General features: G+C 71.8%; 17 protein-coding genes. 7 read left to right on the top strand and 10 right to left on the bottom strand.

Annotated features, from left to right (window positions below):
- Positions 1–43: 43 nt before the first annotated feature.
- From AOM07_RS10105 to AOM07_RS10085, 5 genes are all read right to left on the bottom strand, one after another.
- A complete protein-coding gene (locus AOM07_RS10105) occupies positions 44–280 on the bottom strand; it encodes a hypothetical protein (RefSeq protein ID WP_062313397.1) in 237 nt (78 codons plus the stop codon).
- Entirely contained in the window at positions 277–1,500 is a 1,224-nt protein-coding gene (locus AOM07_RS10100; RefSeq protein ID WP_062313395.1) for an inorganic phosphate transporter, read from the bottom strand. The genes AOM07_RS10105 and AOM07_RS10100 overlap by 4 nt, the downstream gene beginning before the upstream one ends.
- Positions 1,501–1,622: 122 nt before the next feature.
- Entirely contained in the window at positions 1,623–2,009 is a 387-nt protein-coding gene (locus AOM07_RS10095) for a YchJ family protein (protein WP_062313392.1), read from the bottom strand.
- Positions 2,009–3,094 carry a threonine aldolase family protein gene (locus tag AOM07_RS10090; protein ID WP_062313391.1) on the bottom strand — a complete coding sequence of 362 codons (1,086 nt, stop codon included), beginning with the start codon at positions 3,092–3,094 and terminating at the stop codon, positions 2,009–2,011. Before AOM07_RS10090 ends, AOM07_RS10095 begins: the two co-directional genes overlap by 1 nt.
- A 49-nt stretch (positions 3,095–3,143) precedes the next feature.
- A complete protein-coding gene (locus tag AOM07_RS10085) occupies positions 3,144–3,770 on the bottom strand; it encodes a hypothetical protein (protein WP_062313388.1) in 627 nt (208 codons plus the stop codon).
- A 56-nt stretch (positions 3,771–3,826) separates the two neighbouring features.
- On the opposite strand from AOM07_RS10085, the gene AOM07_RS10080 reads away from it, so the two are divergent.
- From AOM07_RS10080 to AOM07_RS10070, 3 genes are read left to right on the top strand one after another with little or no spacing between them, the layout of a single operon-like run.
- The gene (locus AOM07_RS10080) at positions 3,827–4,201 is read left to right on the top strand and encodes an RNA-binding S4 domain-containing protein (protein WP_062313386.1); all 375 of its coding nucleotides are present in this window, start codon (positions 3,827–3,829) and stop codon (positions 4,199–4,201) included.
- A 49-nt stretch (positions 4,202–4,250) separates the two neighbouring features.
- Positions 4,251–5,807 carry a CYTH and CHAD domain-containing protein gene (locus AOM07_RS10075; RefSeq protein ID WP_062313385.1) on the top strand — a complete coding sequence of 519 codons (1,557 nt, stop codon included), beginning with the start codon at positions 4,251–4,253 and terminating at the stop codon, positions 5,805–5,807.
- A gap of 7 nt (positions 5,808–5,814) precedes the next feature.
- A complete protein-coding gene (locus tag AOM07_RS10070; RefSeq protein WP_062313383.1) occupies positions 5,815–6,318 on the top strand; it encodes a low molecular weight protein-tyrosine-phosphatase in 504 nt (167 codons plus the stop codon).
- A gap of 216 nt (positions 6,319–6,534) precedes the next feature.
- On the opposite strand, the gene AOM07_RS10065 is transcribed toward AOM07_RS10070, so the two are convergent.
- A complete protein-coding gene (locus AOM07_RS10065; protein ID WP_084830243.1) occupies positions 6,535–8,973 on the bottom strand; it encodes a glycogen/starch/alpha-glucan phosphorylase in 2,439 nt (812 codons plus the stop codon).
- Positions 8,974–9,159: 186 nt separating this feature from the next.
- Here AOM07_RS10065 and rfbA point away from each other — a divergent pair, with 186 nt between their 5' ends.
- Positions 9,160–10,050, top strand: a complete 891-nt coding sequence (rfbA, locus tag AOM07_RS10060; protein WP_062313379.1) for a glucose-1-phosphate thymidylyltransferase RfbA — start codon at positions 9,160–9,162, stop codon at positions 10,048–10,050.
- Positions 10,047–11,039 (top strand): dTDP-glucose 4,6-dehydratase, encoded by a 993-nt coding sequence (gene rfbB, locus AOM07_RS10055; RefSeq protein ID WP_062313377.1) that lies wholly within the window; start codon positions 10,047–10,049, stop codon positions 11,037–11,039. The genes rfbA and rfbB overlap by 4 nt, the downstream gene beginning before the upstream one ends.
- Here rfbB and AOM07_RS10050 read toward each other — a convergent pair whose 3' ends face one another.
- The 3 genes from AOM07_RS10050 to AOM07_RS10040 all read right to left on the bottom strand — a co-directional run bounded on the left by AOM07_RS10050 (position 11,040) and on the right by AOM07_RS10040 (position 14,623).
- On the bottom strand, positions 11,040–12,329 hold the full coding sequence (locus AOM07_RS10050) for a DNA cytosine methyltransferase (protein WP_062313375.1): 1,290 nt from the start codon (positions 12,327–12,329) through the stop codon (positions 11,040–11,042). It lies immediately after the preceding gene.
- 58 nt (positions 12,330–12,387) lie between these two features.
- Positions 12,388–13,302 carry a hypothetical protein gene (locus tag AOM07_RS10045; RefSeq protein WP_062313373.1) on the bottom strand — a complete coding sequence of 305 codons (915 nt, stop codon included), beginning with the start codon at positions 13,300–13,302 and terminating at the stop codon, positions 12,388–12,390.
- Positions 13,303–13,441: 139 nt separating this feature from the next.
- Positions 13,442–14,623: a glycosyltransferase gene (locus AOM07_RS10040; RefSeq protein ID WP_062313371.1), complete on the bottom strand. Its 1,182-nt coding sequence runs from the start codon at positions 14,621–14,623 to the stop codon at positions 13,442–13,444.
- 33 nt (positions 14,624–14,656) lie between these two features.
- Here AOM07_RS10040 and AOM07_RS10035 point away from each other — a divergent pair, with 33 nt between their 5' ends.
- Together AOM07_RS10035 and AOM07_RS10030 are read left to right on the top strand one after the other, a co-directional pair.
- Entirely contained in the window at positions 14,657–15,523 is an 867-nt protein-coding gene (locus AOM07_RS10035; RefSeq protein ID WP_169748150.1) for an NAD-dependent epimerase/dehydratase family protein, read from the top strand.
- Positions 15,520–16,446, top strand: a complete 927-nt coding sequence (locus AOM07_RS10030; protein WP_062313367.1) for a lysylphosphatidylglycerol synthase transmembrane domain-containing protein — start codon at positions 15,520–15,522, stop codon at positions 16,444–16,446. Before AOM07_RS10035 ends, AOM07_RS10030 begins: the two co-directional genes overlap by 4 nt.
- Here the strand turns inward: AOM07_RS10030 and AOM07_RS10025 are convergent.
- Positions 16,382–17,425, bottom strand: coding sequence for a glycosyltransferase family 2 protein (locus AOM07_RS10025; RefSeq protein ID WP_084830241.1), 1,044 nt, complete (start codon positions 17,423–17,425; stop codon positions 16,382–16,384). The genes AOM07_RS10030 and AOM07_RS10025 overlap by 65 nt on opposite strands.
- Positions 17,426–17,492 lie beyond the last annotated feature (67 nt).

The following is a 17,492-nucleotide window of genomic DNA, read 5'->3' as shown; positions in this document are numbered from 1 at the left end:
TCGTGGGGCAGGACGATGAGGTGGCCGGCCGTGCGGCCCGCGCTCAGTGACCGCCGGCGGCGATGTACGCGACCGCGCCGAGCACGGCCAGCACGACGGTGCTGAAGCACGCGTAGGCGACGACCCGGCGCACGAGCGGCACCTGCCCGTCGTCGCCGCGCGCGCCCGGGCCCGCGAGGGACCGCACGCCGAGCGCGAACATGGCCGGCAGGCCGGCGCCCACGAGGAGGCCGAACAGGACCACCTGGCCCAGGGCGCCCCACTCCACGAACTCGCTCATCGCTGCTCCTCCCGCGGCTGCTCGTGGTCGGCGGCGACCGTCAGCAGCTCCATGTCGTGGTCGACCACGGACTCGGCCACGATCGACTCGTTGTCGGCCTCGGGCTCCCACTCGTCGTTGACGTTGTGGTGGCCCACCGGCTCGCGGCGCGACCACAGCCAGATGCCGAACGACACCGCCACGAGCACCGCGAACACGACGTACGAGCCGGCGGTGCCTCCCACCAACACGTCGAGGCCGTAGGCGGCGGCGCCGACGAGGCCGGCGGCGGGCACGGTGATGAGCCACGCCATGAACATGCGGCCGGCGACCGACCAGCGGACCGCGGCGCCCTTCTTGCCGACGCCCGAGCCCAGGATCGAGCCGGTCGCGACGTGCGTGGTCGACAGCGAGTAGCCGAAGTGGCTCGACAGCAGGATGACCGCGGCGGACGAGGTCTCCGCCGCCATGCCCTGGCGGGACTCGAGCTCGACGAGGCCCTTGCCCAGCGTGCGGATGACGCGCCAGCCGCCCAGGTACGTGCCGATCGCCATCGCGAGGGCGCACGACAGGACCACCCAGAACGGGACGCCCGAGTCCTCGGGCACCGCGTCCGCGGCGATGAGCGCCAGCAGGATGATGCCCATCGACTTCTGCGCGTCGTTCGTGCCGTGCGCGAGGGAGACGAGCGACGCCGAGCCGATCTGGCCCCAACGGAACATGCGCTCGTTCTGGTCCTCGGGCACGTCCCGCGTGAAGTGCATGACGAGCCGCGTGCCGATCGAGCCGACGAGGATCGCGACCAGCGGCGCGACCAGCGCGGGGATGAGGACCTTCGCGGCGAGGCCGGACCACAGCACGCCCGAGGTGCCGGCGGCCGCGAGGGCCGCGCCGACCACACCTCCGATGAGCGCATGGGACGAGCTGGACGGTATCCCGAACAGCCATGTCACGAGGTTCCAGACGATGCCGCCCACGAGTCCGGCGAGGACCACGTCGAGGGTGATGATGCCGGCGTCGACGATGCCCTTGGCGATCGTCGCCGCAACGGTCAGCGAGAGGAAGGCGCCCACGAGGTTCAACGACGCGGAGAGGAGCACGGCCTGCTTGGGCTTGAGCGCTCGGGTGGCGATCGAGGTCGCCATGGCGTTGCCGGTGTCGTGGAACCCGTTGGTGAAGTCGAAGGCGAGCGCGGTCAGCACCACGACCGCGAGAAGCAGGGGTTCGGTCACGGCCTCCATTGTGAGGGAAGTTCAGGGGTGCTCCGTGGGCACATCGTCACAGGGTGCCCCGGGGGCACCTCCGAAGCGTCCCCTTTGCCCCCGTGAGGCAACTTTGCCAGGAACGATGCTGCGGATGTGATCTACGCGACGTCGCCGTCGACGTAGAGCCAGCGGCCGTCCTCGCGCACGAACCGGCTGGTCTCGCGCAGCGCGTCCATCGCGAGCACGCCGGTCGCGTGGTGCGCGACGAAGGTGACGGTGCCCGCGTCGTCCCCCTCGCGGCCGCCCTCGGTCGCGAGGACCTCGAGCCCGCGCCACTCGACGTCGTCGAGACCGGCCCCCAGGTCGAGCGGGCGCGTCGAGGGGTGCCAGGTGCGGGCGAGGTAGCCCGCGTCGCGGCGCACGAAGGCCGTGTAGCGCGAGCGCATGAGCGCCTCCGCGGTGGGTGCCTCGGCCTGCCCCCGCAGATACGGGCGGCAGCAGTCGGCGAACGATGCGCCGGAGCCGCAGGGGCAGGCGGCGGCCATCAGCGGGCGGCCTCGAGCGCGTCGGTGATGGCCTGCGCGAAGCCGTCGACGTCCTCCTCGCTGGTGTCCCACGCGCACATCCAGCGCGCCTCGACCGTGCCGGGCGTCGCGCCCGCCTGCCAGTCGTAGAAGCGGAAGGCGGCGCGGACCGCGTCGGCGGCGGTGCGGGGCAGCTCGACGAAGACGGCGTTCGACTCGGTCGGCTGCGTGAAGCGCAGCACCCCCGCCTGCGCGAGCGGCGCGAGCGCGGCGCGCAGGCGCGCGGCCATGGCGTTGGCGTGGCGCGCGTTGCGCAGCCACAGCGGCTCGCCCGCGACGTCCGTGGAGGCGAGCAGCGCGGTGAGCTGCGCGGAGACGTACCGCATCTTCGAGCCGAGCTGCATGGTCGACTTGCGCAGGTACGGGAGGTCGTGGGCCAGGCTGGCGCGCAGGTCCTCGGCCAGGACGACGACGGCCTCGCCCAGCATCGCGCCGTTCTTGGTGCCGCCGAAGGACAGCACGTCCGCGCCGGCGGTCGCCTCGCGCAGGCTCACGCCGAGCGCGGCGGCGGCGTTGGCGATGCGGGCGCCGTCCATGTGGACGCGCATGCCGAGCTCGTGCGCCGCGTACGTGAGGTCCGCCATCGCGTCGAGCGGGTAGACGGTGCCCAGCTCGGTCGACTGGGTGACCGACAGGACGACGGGCTGCGCGCGGTGCTCGTCGCCGAGGTCGCCGGCGTAGCGGGCGAGCTGATCGGGGTGCAGGCGGCCGTCGGTCGACGGCAGCGGCAGGATCTTGAGGCCGCCGACGCGCTCGGGCGCGCCGTTCTCGTCGACGTTGATGTGCGCGTGCTCGGACGCGACGATCCCGCCCCAGCGGGGGCTGAGGGCCATGAGCGACACGATGTTCGCGCCGGTGCCGTTGAAGACGGGGAAGCCGAGGGCGTGGTCGCCGAAGGTGGAGGCGATGGCCGCGTCGAAGGCCGCGGTGGCGGCGTCGGCGCCGTACGCGACGTCGTGGCCCTCGTTGGCCGCGGCCATGGCGGCCATGACCTCGGGGTGGACGGAGGCGTAGTTGTCGGAGGCGAAGTGGACGGTGCGGTTCACCTCAGAAGTCTGTCACGCGTTCGCGGGACGGACGGCACGCACGGGAGGCCTAGAGGTCCCGCACCCAGCGGGTGCCCTGCGTGCTGAACCCGACCTTGCGCAGGTACTCGCGGTCGAGCGCCTCGTGCGTCTCGATCTCGACGCGGCGGAACCCGGCCGCGGTGAGCGCGCCCGAGTCGCGGTAGACGAACTCGCCGGGCGTGAAGTCGCGGAAGCGCGGCTTGACCCAGTCGAGCTCGACGAGCCCGGTGCCGGCGCCCTCGTCGCGCACCGCGACCACGCCCACCGCCTCGTCCCCGCGCGTCACCAGGAAGGTCGCCCGCCGCGCGGCACCGAGCGCCTTCGCGGTGAAGTCGGGCTGGTGCGCGGCGATGTCCTTGGCGTGCACCGCGAGCACGTGCTGGAGGAACGGGTCCTCGGGGTCCATCGGGAGCACCTTGTACACGCCCGGGTCGTGGCGCTCGCGGTTGAGGCGCAGGATCCAGTACGTGTTGATGATGCTGATCGCGAGGTTCATGGCGAAGAACGGCCAGATCCCGATCACGCCGTTGTATAGCGTCGCGAGCAGCGAGCCGATGAGGTTCATCCACCGGAAGCGCATCACGCGCGACTGCGTGAGCGACAGCACCACCAGGATGGTGCCGATCCAGCCGATCACCTCGAGCAGGGTGTCCATGCCCCTCAGCGTAGGCGTGGCCCAGGGACGATGCGCTGCGGGCGTACCCTCGACGGATGGCCGAGTCGGTGCGGGTGGACGCGTGGGTGTGGGCGGTGCGCCTGTACAAGACGCGCTCGCAGGCGACCGCCGCGTGCCGCGCCGGCCACGTCCGCATCGACGGCGAGCGGGCCAAGCCCGCGCAGAAGGTCGGGGTCGGCAGCACCGTCGAGGTGCGCGGCGGCGAGCGGCTCCGCATCGTCGAGGTGCGCCAGCTCCTCACCAAGCGCGTGGGCGCTCCCGTCGCGCAGTCCGCCTACCTCGACCACAGCCCGCCGCCCCCGCCCAAGGAGCTCGCCTCGCCGTTCGGCCAGCGCGACCGCGGCGCGGGCCGTCCCACCAAGCGCGAGAGGCGCGAGATCGACCGGCTCCGGGGACGCACGTCCCGCTGACCCGGCGCCCCGCCGCACGCGCCGCCGTCCCGCCTGCTAGACCGGAGGGATGAGCGAGCACCGGGAGCTCGAGGTCACGCTCGAGGCGCCGCGCGGCTGGGACCTTCCCGACCTGGCCGGACGCGACGACCTGCGCGAGGCCGGCGTCGCCGCCGCGGCGGACCTCCCGGCCGTCGAGCTCGACGCCCTCTACCTCGACACCGCGGACCTGCGCCTGCTGCGCCGCGGCGTCACCCTGCGCCGCCGCACCGGCGACGACGAGCCCGGCTGGCACCTCAAGCTCCCGGCCGGCGACGGCTCCCGCACCGAGATCCAGCGTCCCCTCGGGTCCGGCGAGGAGTCGCCCCCCGCGCTGACGGCGCTCGTCACGGGGCTCGCGCTGGGCGAGCCGCTCGTCCCCGTGGCGCGCCTCGTCACCCGGCGCCGCGTCACCGAGCTGCGCGACCGGGCCGGCGCCCCGCTCGTCGCGATCGCGCGCGACGAGGTCGCCGCCACCGGGCTCGGCGACCGGGAGGGCGACCGCGGGTGGGCGGAGATCGAGGCCGAGGCCGTGGAAGGGGACGATGCGCTGCTGGGCCGGGTGGTCGAGGCGCTCGTCGAGGCGGGCGCGACCGCCGCATCGTCCCGCCCCAAGCTCGCCCGCGCGCTCGCCCTCGAGGAGGAGCCCGAGCCGGCGATCCCGGACCGGCCGACCGCGGGCGACGTCGTCGCGGCGTACCTGCGCGCGCAGGTCGACGAGCTGGCGCGGCGCGACCCCGACGTGCGGCGCGACCTTCCCGACTCCGTGCACCGGGCGCGGGTGGCGACCCGCCGGCTGCGTGCCGCGCTCGCGAGCTTCGGTCCGCTGCTCGACCCCGATGTGACGGAGCCGCTGCGCTACGAGCTCCGCTGGTGGGGCAGGGTGCTGGGGGTCGCGCGCGACGCGGAGGTGCGGCGCGACCGCCTCGCGGCGGCGATCGACGCGCTGCCGGGCGCGCTCGTGGTGGGCCCGGTGCGCGAGGAGCTCGTGGGGGGCGCCACGACTGAGTACCGCGAGGCCTGGCGGCTCGCCACCGAGAAGATGGCGGGGCCGCGCTACCTGGCGCTGCTGCGCGGGCTCGAGGCGCTCGCGGCCGACCCGCCGCTCACGCCGCGCGCGCGCCGTCGCGCGGACCGCGAACTACGACGCCACGTGCGCCGCGCGTGGAGGCGGGTGGACCGGAGGCATGCGGCCGCGGCGGCCGCCCCGGCGGCCCACCGGGACGAGCTGCTGCACGAGGCGCGCAAGGCCGCCAAGCGGGCCCGCTACGCGGCCGAGGCCGTCGAGCCCGTGTTCGGGCACCGCGCCCGTCGCCTCGCGAGCCGGCTCGACGGGGTGCAGGAGGCGCTCGGCACGCAGCACGACGCGATCGCGCTCGCGGACCTGCTGCGGAGCCAGGCGAGGCACGCTCACGAGGCGGGCGAGCCGTCCTTCACCTATGGCGTGCTCGCGGCGGGCGAGCACACGCGCGCCAGGCACGCGCTCGACGCGCAGCGCGACGCGTGGGAGCGCGCGTCGCGGCCGCGGGTGGCCGGCTGGACGCGGCGGGATCGTGACGGGAAGGGGCGCGGGGGCGGCAAGGGATGATGGGGCCATGGCCTCCCCGTTCCGCATCATGACCGTGTGCACCGGCAACATCTGCCGCTCCCCGATGGCGGAGGTGGTGCTCAAGGCGCGCCTCGCCGACGCGGGGCTGGGCGATGTGGTCGAGGTGTGGTCGACGGGCGTGAGCTCCGAGGAGCACGGCAACCCCATCGACCGCCGCGCGGCCGCCGTGCTGCGCGACGCGGGCTACATCGTGCCCCGCCGCGCGGCCCGGCGCGTCACCGCCGCGGACCTCGGCTCCGCCGACCTCGTGCTCGCGATGACGGCCGGGCACGCCCGCCGCCTGCGCGACCTCACCGACCGGCCGGTGGTGCGGATGTACCGCGAGTTCGACCCCGAGGCGCCCGCGGTCGACGGGCTCGACGAGCACGTGCTCGACATCGACGACCCCTGGTACGGCGGCATGGAGGACTTCCGCACCACGCTCGCGCAGGTCGAGGCGGGCGCGGAGGGCGTGATCGTCGCCGCGCGGGAGGCGCTCGCCGCGCGCTGACGGCAGGCGGCCGCCGCATCGTCCCCCTGCGCCCCGCTGCAGCCCCGCGTACCCGCCGCGCCAGCCTGCCTCCCGCCGCGCCAGCCTCGCGGTCGGAGGCATGGCCCGGCGGTCCGTCATGCGGGTCGGTTCCGACCCGCATGACGGACCGAAGCGACATCGATCCGTCGCCGCGGCAGGTGGCAGGCGCGCCGACCTGCCAGGGGCGATGCGCGTTCAGCCGTTGTCGACGGGGTGCGCGCCCCAGATCCGGTCGAGGTAGTCGCGGATCGATCGGTCCGAGGAGAAGAAGCCGCTGCGCGCCACGTTGAGCACCGCGGACCGGCTCCACGCCTCGTGGTCCGTGTACGCCGCGTCGACGCGGTCCTGCGCGTCCATGTACGAGCGGAAGTCGGCGAGCGCCATGAAGCGGTCGCGCTCGGTGAGGCTCGAGAAGATCGAGCCCGCCGCGCCGTCGCGGTTGCCGTCCGTGAAGACGCCCGAGACGATCATGTCGAGCGCGGCCTTCAGCTGCGGGTCCGACTCGTAGTACGAGCCCGGGTCGTAGCCCTTCGACTGCAGCGCGGCCGCCTCCGGCTCCGTCATGCCGAACAGGAAGAAGTTGTCGTCGCCCACGAGCTGGCGGATCTCGACGTTCGCGCCGTCGTCCGTGCCGATGGTGAGCGCGCCGTTGAGCGCGAACTTCATGTTGCCCGTGCCGGATGCCTCCTTGCCGGCGAGCGAGATCTGCTCCGACAGGTCGGCGGCGGGGATGAGCCGCTCCGCGAGCGTGACGTTGTAGTTGGGCGGGAAGACCACCTTGAGACGCCCCTCGAGGGCCTTGTCCTCGTTGATGGTGCGGCCCACCGCGTTGATGAGCTCGATGGTCTCCTTTGCGCGGACGTAGCCCGGCGCCGCCTTCGCGCCGAACACGAACGTGCGCGGCGTGACCGACTCGAGCGGGATGCGGCCCGACGTGATGCCCTCGTACAGCGACACGATGTGGAGCAGCTTGAGCGACTGGCGCTTGTACTCGTGGAGGCGCTTGACCATCGCGTCGACCATCGCGTCGCCCGCGAGCTCGACGCCGTCGCGCACCCACAGCGTCTCCGCGAGCTGGCGCTTGTTGAAGCCCTTGACCTCGCGGAAGCGGCGCCGGAACTCGGCGTCCTCGGCGAGCGGCTCCAGGCCGCGCAGCTGCTCGAGGTCGGTGATCCAGCCGTCGCCGATCGCCTCCGTGATGAGTCCCGACAGGCTCGGGTTCGCGAGCCTTACGAAGCGGCGCGGCGTCACGCCGTTGGTGACGTTGGTGAACTTCTCGGGCCACATCTCGGCGAAGTCGTGCAGCACCTTGTCGGCGAGCAGCTGCGAGTGCAGCTCCGCGACGCCGTTGACCTTGTGGCCCGCCACGGTCGCGAGGTGCGCCATGCGGATGGCGCGCTCGGGCTGCTCCGCGACGATCGACATGCGGCGCACGCGCAGCTCGTCGCCCGGGTACGCCTCGCGCACCTTCACGAGGAACTCCTCGTTGATGCGGTAGATGATCTCGAGGTGGCGCGGCAGCAGGCGGCCGAGCAGGTCGACGGACCACACTTCGAGCGCCTCGGGCAGCAGCGTGTGGCACGTGTACGCGAACACCTGCTGCGTGACGGCCCACGCCTCGTCCCAGTCCCAGCCGCGCTCGTCGATGAGGAGGCGCATGAGCTCGGGCACCGCGATGACGGGGTGCGTGTCGTTGAGCTGGAAGACGATGCGCTCGGGCAGGCGGTGCAGGTCGTAGTCCTCCGGCAGCACCGTCTCGATGAAGTCGCGCAGCGAGCACGCGACGAAGAAGTACTGCTGCTGGAGGCGCAGCTCCTTGCCCTGCGGCGTCGAGTCCTCGGGGTAGAGCACCTTGGAGATGTTCTCCGCGAAGGTCTGCGCGCGCACCGCCTGGGCGTAGTCGCCGGCGTTGAAGATCTTGAGGTCGAACGCCTTGGTCGCCTCCGCGCTCCACAGGCGCAGCGTGTTGACGCGGCCGTTGAGGTAGCCGGGGACCATGTAGTTGTAGGGCACGCCCAGCACGGACCACTCGGGCACCCAGCGGCGGCCCTCGCCCTCGTCCTCGACGTGGCCGCCGAAGCTCACCTCGACCGCGTTCTCCGGGTGGGCGATCTCCCACGGCGAGCCCATCGCGAGCCAGTTGTCGGGCTTCTCGACCTGCTTGCCGTCGACGAACGTCTGGCGGAAGATGCCGTACTCGTACCGGATGCCGTAGCCCACCGAGGGCACGTTGAGCGTCGCGAGCGAGTCGATGAAGCACGCCGCGAGGCGGCCGAGGCCGCCGTTGCCCAGGCCCGGCTCGACCTCTACGCCGCGCAGCTCGTCGATGTCGATCCCGAGGTTGGCGAGCGACTGCGCCGCGATGTCCTCGAGGCCCGCGGCGAGCAGGTTGTTCTCGAGCTGCGGGCCCAGGAGGAACTCCGCCGACAGGTACGCGACCGCCTTCGACTGGGTCTCGTACTGGTGGCGCAGGTTCACGAGCCAGCGGGCCGCGAGGTAGTGACGCACCGTCCGCGCGAGCGCGAGGTACTTGTCGTTCGTGGACGCGCGGTACAGGTCCGTGCCCTGCCCGAAGTTGATCTCGTGCAGGAAATGCCAGGTGAAGGCCTCGACGGTGTGGTCGGGCGCGGCCATGGGAGGCGGGAAGTCGTTCACACTGGCCAATGTAAGCGTTATCCGCGGCGCTCGCCCGGGACGTCTCGCACATTTAACATTCGTCCCCTGCGGCGACGTGCGCAGGGACGATGCGCGGGAGGCGCGGGCGCGGCGCGCCCGCGGGACGGTGGCGGCGCATCGTCCCGGCACGGCAGACTGGCGCCCATGCGCGGCATCATCCTCGCGGGCGGCTCAGGGACGCGCCTGCACCCCATCACCCAGGGCGTCTCGAAGCAGCTGCTGCCCGTGTACGACAAGCCGCTCGTCTACTACCCGCTGTCGACGCTGCTGCTCGCGGGCATCCGCGAGGTGCTGCTCATCTCGACGCCGCACGACCTGCCGCAGTTCCGCAGGCTGCTGGGCGACGGCTCGCAGTTCGGCATCCGCCTCGAGTACGCGGAGCAGCCGAGCCCGGCGGGCCTCGCGCAGGCGTTCACGATCGGCGAGGACTTCATCGGCGACCAGCCGGTCGCGCTCGTGCTCGGCGACAACCTCTTCTACGGCCCGGGCCTGGGCCTGCACCTCCAGCGCTTCGAGAACGTCGAGGGCGGCGCGATCTTCGCGTACCGGGTGGCGGACCCGCGGGCCTACGGCGTGGTCGAGTTCGACGCGGACGGCCGCGCGCTGTCGCTCGAGGAGAAGCCCGAGCGCCCGCGCTCCGAGTTCGCGGTCCCGGGCCTGTACTTCTACGACAACGAGGTGGTGGAGATCGCGCGGTCGATCGAGCCCTCGCCGCGCGGCGAGTACGAGATCACCGACGTCAACCGGCACTACCTCGAGCGCGGCCGCCTCCACGTCGAGGTGCTGCCGCGCGGCACCGCGTGGCTCGACACCGGCACGTTCGACTCGCTGCTGGAGGCGAGCCAGTTCGTGCAGGCGGTCGAGCGCCGCCAGGGCCTCAAGATCGGCGCGCCCGAGGAGATCGCGTGGCGCCGCGGATTCCTCAGCGACGACGAGCTCCGCACCCGCGCCGAGAGCCTGGTGAAGTCCGGGTACGGCCGGTACCTGCTCGACCTGCTCGCGCGCGAGCGGGCCGCCGCGGAGGCCGCCCGATGAGGCTGCTCGTCACCGGCGGGGCGGGGTTCATCGGGGCGAACTTCGTGCGGCTGACGCTCGAGACGCGGCCCGACGTCGACGTCACGGTGCTGGACCTCCTCACGTACGCGGGCAACGCGGCGTCGCTGCCCGAGGACCCGCGGGTGACGCTGGTCAAGGGCGATATCGCGGACGCGGAGACGGTCGACGCGCTCGTGGCCGAGGCGGACGCGGTGGTGCACTTCGCCGCCGAGTCGCACAACGACAACTCGCTCGACGACCCGTGGCCGTTCGTCCACACCAACCTCGTGGGCACGTTCCACCTGCTCGAGGCGGCCCGCCGCCACGGCGTGCGCTTCCACCACATCTCCACCGACGAGGTCTACGGCGACCTGCCGCTGGACGGGGCCGACCGGTTCACGCCCGACACCCCCTACAACCCGTCGTCGCCGTACTCGTCGACCAAGGCCGGCAGCGACCTCATGGTGCGGGCATGGGTGCGGTCCTTCGGGCTCGAGGCGACGCTGTCGAACTGCTCGAACAACTACGGTCCCCTCCAGCACGTGGAGAAGTTCATCCCGCGCCAGATCACCAACCTGATCGACGGGGTGCGGCCCAAGCTCTACGGCGCGGGGCTGAACGTGCGCGACTGGATCCACGTCGACGACCACAACCGGGCGGTGTGGACCATCCTCGAGTCCGGCCGGATCGGGGAGACCTACCTCATCGGCGCCGACGGCGAGGCGTCCAACCGCGACGTCGTCGAGACGATCCTCGAGCTCATGGGGCACGAGCGCGACGACTACGCGCACGTGCCCGACCGCCCGGGCCACGACCTCAGGTACGCGATCGACGCCACGCGGCTGCGCGAGGAGCTGGGCTGGGAGCCGCTCTACGGTGACTTCCGTGCCGGCCTGTCCGCGACGATCGACTGGTATCGGGCCAACGAGGCGTGGTGGCGGCCCCAGAAGCTCGAGACCGAGCTCCGGTACCAGCGCCTCGGGCGGTGACTACGCGGCTCCCGCTTGGGTTTGTTCGGCGAGCAGTTCCAGCGCGCCTGACTCACGCAGGATGAAACCAACCACTCCGGCGGACACGCCATTGCCCAACTGCTTGAAACTGGCTGACTGGGGCTGGCCTTCGAATGAAAATGTGTCAGGTAGGCCCTGGAGTCGAGCGCCCTCACGGACCGTAATGCGACGACGTCGAGGTCCAATGATCGATGTCTGGGTGATCGCGACCATAGCGGGAAGATACGTCGGCTTCTTGGCCCGGATTCCACTCGGCCTGAAGTGCATGGCGGTGGCCCAAAGCGAAGGTGCATCCTGAGCTTGCCACTCGAGTTTGCGGCGCGAGGGCGGGAAGCCGGCGAGACCGCCGTGGCGTGCCAGCCAGGTGTCAATGGCGTCTCTGTGCTCGACGTAGAACTCGGAGTTCTTGCGCAGGAAATCTGCCTTCCACTTCGGAGTCGAGGAAGTGATCGCAGGGACGTCCCGGAACTCGTCGGCCCAGATCGGGAACCCCGGTAGCGGTGTTCCATCTCGGACTTCTAGGAGCGTCGTGACGAAGTCGTCCCACACGTCGATCCAGCGGATCTCCTCTGCCGAGAGCCGGTGCGGCCCAGTTGATGGGACCTCGGATTCGTCTAGGAGAACGTGAGTGTCCAGGTCCCACATGCTCGGGTTCCAGCCGTCCACGGGCTTGCGCTCGAGTGTGGGCGTTGAGTCGGCTTCCGCCCACGCACGCTCCCGCCCAACATGGGTGCCGACGATAAAGACGCGGTCGCGGATCTGGGGTGTGCCCCCGAGCTCCGGTGGAAGGAGGTGCGGCGAGAATACGGTGGGCGTGTCGCTCACCTTGTAGCCGAGGTCCCGCAGGGTCCGAATAATCGTGCTCCACGTCTCGCGATGGCGTGGACCTGCGAGGTTTCTAACGTTCTCGAGAATGATCACGCGGGGCCGCTTTGCCTCCAAAATCTTTGCGATGTTGAAGAACAACGTTCCGCGAGTCTCGTTGATGCCGCGCTGGAAGCCGCTCTTCGAGAAGGGCTGGCATGGGAAGCCGGCGGCAAGCACATCGTGGTCGGGGATGTGCTGGACCTCAGGGTCAGTCAACGGGATGATGTCGCCTTCGAGCAGCGGACGGCCCTCTCTGGGTGTGACGTGGTCGCCCCAGTTCTGCTCGTAGATTCGCTTCGCCTGTTCATCGATCTCGCTGACGAACACGCACTGGCCACCTGCCCCACTGAGCGCGTGGTGGAAGCCTCCGATGCCGGCGAAGAGGTCGATGAAAGTGAACACGCTGAAAGCTTACCTGTCGGTCCAGACAATAGCTAGTACGGCTCAACTACCAGCGGTTTCAATGTGCGCCGCGGGCGCTGAAGCGCAGGTCGAACTCCCGGCGCTGGGCGAGGTACATGTCTGGAGGCGTGTCGGCGGCGTACGGTCCGTACCAGCGCGGCATCGGAACGAAATGTCCGAACGCGCGGGCATTCGCCACGAGTTGCTCGACGATGCGCTTGGGAATCAGCACCGCCCGGTTGTTGCGTTCGACCTCAAGATCGACGAGTTCACTGCGTGGGAAGACATAGAAGCCGGCGCGTACCTTGGCGGCAATGTCGATCGGTGCCTCCTGAGCGAGGGCCTGCAACTCGCTCTTGGAAAGCGCGCGAGCGCTCACGAGGAAGTCGATCTCGTTGATCGCTCGGTTCGGAGTCACCGCATCCGTGATCGAAGCCCACGCCTGCGCAAACGGCAGGACCGCGCCAACGGAGTCGTTTGCGCCGCCGTGGAACGCGGAAATCAACTTGGGTGTGCGCGAGGACTGGGGCCACTCGACCATGAGAATCGAGCGTCCGCCGAGCGGGTCATTGCGATTCAGCGAAGCGAGCGATCGCGTCCGGATTTCGGAGCCCGTAGGCAGGGTGACGCGAATGCCCTTGGCCGGTGCATTCTCGGTCACGGAGTACACCACTGGCTCATTGACCGTCCATCGGTCTACGACGATCGTCGCGTCCCAGATCGCGGCGATCGCTCCTATCGACTGAGCCACCTTGTGCGAGAACTTCACCCCCTCGTACTCGTAGTCCCAGCCCTTCTGTCCGGCCGGTGGGCGGACGAGCGCGGTGGCAGGCTCGACCTGCTTGATGTAGTTGCCGAGCGCGTCGTAGAACAGGTCCTCAAGCAGCGCTGCGGAGTTGAGCCCGTAGTAGTGCTCGCGAAACTGGCGGTCTGCCGCTGCGAGCGGCAGCAGGAAGTCGGGTCGAGACAGCATTCCTCCAACGGACCCGATGAATCGATCCTCGACTGAACGGCTGGTATTAGCTGGCACACTGGTCATGCCAGTGAAATAGCAGGAAATAGATCGGGTTGCTTGCGGCGCGCGCCAACTACAGTGCGATTCCTGGTGCGGCTCAGCGCAGCACGGAGCGGAACAGCTCCCGGTAGTCGGCACCCACGGCCTCGACGGAGTAGCGGCGCGACCGCTCGCGGGCCGCGACGCCGAGCGCGGCGCGCAGCTCCTGGTCCTCGGCCAGCACCTCGAGGCTGCGGGCGAGCGCGCCGGCGTCGCCCTCGGGCACGAGCACTCCCGAGCGGCCGGGCTCGATCGCCTCGTTGAGCCCCGGCAGGTCCGAGGCCACGATCGCGCAGCCCGCGCCCATCGCCTCGAGCATCGCCACCGGCAGGCCGTCCTGGTCGCCCGACGCCGCCCGGCGCGACGGGAAGACCGCGATGCCGGCCCGCGCGAGCGCCGCGTCGAGCTCCGCGCGGCTCAGCTGGCCGCGGAACGTCACGGGCAGCCCCTCCGCCAGGGCCTCGAGCCGCGCGCGCTCGGGGCCGTCGCCCACGATCGTGAGGTCGATGCGCGCGCGGGAGCGCCGCAGCGCCTCGAGCAGCACGTCGAACCCCTTCTTCTCGACCAGCCGGCCCACCGCGAGCAGGTGCACCGGGTGCTTCCACGTCGCGGGCTTGGTCACCTGCCGGTCGTCGTGCTCGACCTGCACGAAGCGCGCGCCCATGGGGATGACGTGCGTGGTCGCCGGGTCCGCGCCGAGCGCCAGCACTCGCTCGCGCATGTCGGCGTTCATCACGGTGACGGCGGCGGCGTCGCGCACCACGCGCGACTTCTCGGCGCGGGCCGGCGCGTTGTCGAGCGCGTAGAGGTCGCCCCCGAGCGTCGTCACCACCGTGGGCACCGAGCGCGCGACGCGGTGCGCGACGATCCCCTGGGGGATGATCCAGAAGGCGTGCACGGCGTCGGGCCGGAAGTCGCGCATCTCGCGCCGCACCGCGGCGGCCATCCCGCCCAGGAGGAACGGCACCTGCGCCATGCGCGACCGGCGCGACCGCACGTTCTCGAGGATCGCGCCGTCGGCGAGGTCCTCCCACCGCGACGGGAAGTAGCGGTACCTCACCACCTCGACCGCGTCGCTCAGCCGCTCGCGCTCCGCGCCGCCCGGGACCGCCGGCGCGAGCACCCGCACGTCGAACTCCCGGCCCAGCTCGCGCGACAGATCCGCGACGAAGGCGGGCGTGCCGTCACCGATCCGCGCGGGCAGCGTCGACGTCAGGACGAGCACGCGAGGCGCGGCCATAGGATGACATCCGATACGTCGAGGGGTGGGTGGGTGAGCACAGTGTATGACGTGGCCGTCGTCGGCTCCGGCGGCTTCCTCGGCTCCGCGATCCTCTCCGGCCTCGCCTCCCGCGGCGCCCGCGTCACCGGTTTCACCAGGCAGGATCCCGTCCTCGTGGACGATGCGCTCGCGCCGCGGGCCGCCGATGTCCCGGTGATCGTGTGGGCGGCCGGCGGCATCACGCCCACCGTCGCGGCCGAGGACCCGCGCGCGGTCGAGGCCGAGCTCGACGCTTTCCGCGCCTTCGCGACGGCCGCCGCCGCGCGCCCCGCTCCGCCGCGCATCGTCCTGCTGTCCTCGGGAGGCGCCGTCTACGGCCGGCCCGCTGTGCCGCCCTACGCGGAGTCCGACGCGCCCGCGCCGCCGAACGCCTACGGCGCGTACAAGCTCGCGCAGGAGCGCATCCTCGTCGACGCCGGGCCGGCCTCCACCGCGGTGCGGATCGCGAACGCCTACGGTCCCGGCCAGCGCGGCGCGCACGGCCAGGGTGTGCTCGCGATCTGGATGCGCGCGGTCCGCGCGGGCGAGGCGATCACGCTGCACGGCGACGGCGCGGTGGCCCGGGACTACGTCCACGCCGACGACGTGGTGGACGCGGTCGCGCGCATCGTCGCGAGGCCCGACGCGCCGCCCGTGGTGAACGTCGGCTCGGGCGTGCCCACCTCGCTGTCCGAGCTGCTCGCGCTCCTCGATCAGGCCGTAGGGGACGCGCTGCGCATCGAGCGGCTGCAGTCGCGCGGCGTGGACCCGGACTCGACGTGGCTCGATGTCGCGCTCGCGCGCGACGCCCTCGGCTGGGAGCCGCGCGTGCCGCTCGCCGAGGGCATCGCCGACATGTGGGAGCGGCAGGCCCGATGAGGCGCGCGCTGCGATGGGGCTTCCTCACGGTCGCCGTCGGGCTGCTCGCGTGGGCGGTGGTGTCGAACTGGGACGAGGTGTCCGCGGCGCTCCGCGACCTCACGTGGGGCGCGGTCGCGGGATCGCTCGTCGCGTGCATGGTCGCGCTCGGGGTCAACGCGATGTCGTGGCGCGCGGTGATGCGCGCGATCGGCCTCGACACGACCGTCGCGGAGGCGATGCGGGTCTTCCTGCTGTCCCAGGTCGGCAAGTACGTGCCCGGGTCCGTGTGGCCCGTGCTCGCGCAGGCGGAGTTCGCGCGCGACCACGGCGTGAGCCGCCCCCGCGCGATGACGGGGTCGATCGTCGCGATGGTCGTCGGCGTGGTGACGTCCGCCGTCGTGGGCGCGGTGGGGCTGGTCCTCGCGGTGCCGGACGCGCTCGCGGCCTACTGGTGGGTGCTCGTCGTCGCGGCCGCGCTCGCGGTCCTGCTGGTGCCGCCGGTGCTCGCGCGCGTCGTGGCGCTCGCCTTCCGCGTGACGCGGCGCACCGAGGAGCCGGCGCACGTCGGCGGGCGCGCGCTGCTCGCCTCCGCGGCGTGGTCGACGCTCATGTGGCTGGTGCTGGGCGTGCACGCGTGGCTGCTGCTGCGCGAGCTCGCCCCCGGCGCGGGCCTCGCGGTCGCGACCGGCGCGTTCGCCTTCGCGTGGCTCGTCGGCTTCCTCGTGGTCGTGGCGCCGGCGGGTGCGGGCGCACGCGAGGCGGCCCTGGTGCTCGCGCTCGCGCCCGTCGCGACGCCCGCGCAGGCGCTCAGCCTCGCGCTCGTGAGCCGCTTCCTCATGACCGCGGCCGACGCGGCGGGCCTCGGGGTCGGGACCGCTATCGGCGCGCGACGTCGGGACGCCGGGCGTCCGTCCCGCGGATCGGCTCCGCGGGAGGGGTGACCTCGGGCGCCTCGTCCGGTGCGGCGGCGGTGATCGGCCGCACGGGGCCGTACTGCTGCTCCTTGAGCCGCTCGAGCTGGTCCTCCGCGAGGATCCGGTTGGTCTTGAGCAGGTCGGAGAGCACGCCGAGCGCCACCGCGATGAGCGCGCCGGAGATGAGCGCGCCGCCGAGCATGAGCGACTGGATGTGGTTGCCCTCGTCGCCGAGCGCGCGCAGCACCGCGAACCGCACGTACGGGAACACGCCGAGGACCCCGAACAGCGTCGCGAGCGACGCGAAGATGCCCCACGGCCGGAACATGATGTACGAGCGCAGGATCGCCTGGCCCGACTTCAGCATGTGCTCGAACATGTTGGAGAACAGGCGCGACTCGCGGGTCTTCGGGTTGGTGTCGATGGGGACCGACGTGATCGCCAGGCGCTTGTTGCCCGCCTGGATGATCGTCTCCATCGTGTAGCTGAACTGCGTGACGATGTTGAGGCGGTACAGCGCGAAGCGCGAGTACGCGCGGAAGCCGGACGCCGCGTCCGGCAGGTCCGTGCCCGCCGCCCGGTTGACCACCCACGAGCCGAAGCGCTGCATCGTCTTCTTGAAGGCCGAGAAGTGCGCGATCTTGTGGGTCTGGCGGTCGCCGATGACGATCTCGGCCTCGCCCGCGAGGATCGGCGCGACGAGGTCGCCGATGCGCTCCTGCGGGTACTGGTTGTCGCCGTCGGTGTTGACGACGACGTCCGCCCCGTGGCGCAGCGCGTGGTCGACGCCGTCGCGGAAGGACCGGGCGAGGCCCATCGTGCGCGCGTGCCGGATCACCGTCGCGCCGCGGGCGCGAGCCACCTCCGCGGTGCGGTCGGTCGAGCCGTCGTCGATGACGAGCACCTCGATCACGTCGACGCCCGGGAGGGACGCCGGGATCGTGTCGAGCACGAGCGGCAGCGTCGTCTCCTCGTTGAGGCACGGGATCTGGATGGTCACCTTCACGCCCTCAGGCTAGTGCCCGGGCGTCGGGGGCAGGCCGCATGCCCGCGCGAGGCGCGCCCCGCGCTGT

Source organism: Demequina rhizosphaerae (genome assembly GCF_000971255.1).
Taxonomy (GTDB): Bacteria; Actinomycetota; Actinomycetes; order Actinomycetales; family Demequinaceae; genus Demequina; species Demequina rhizosphaerae.
This window is presented reverse-complemented; position numbering and strand designations above follow the sequence as displayed.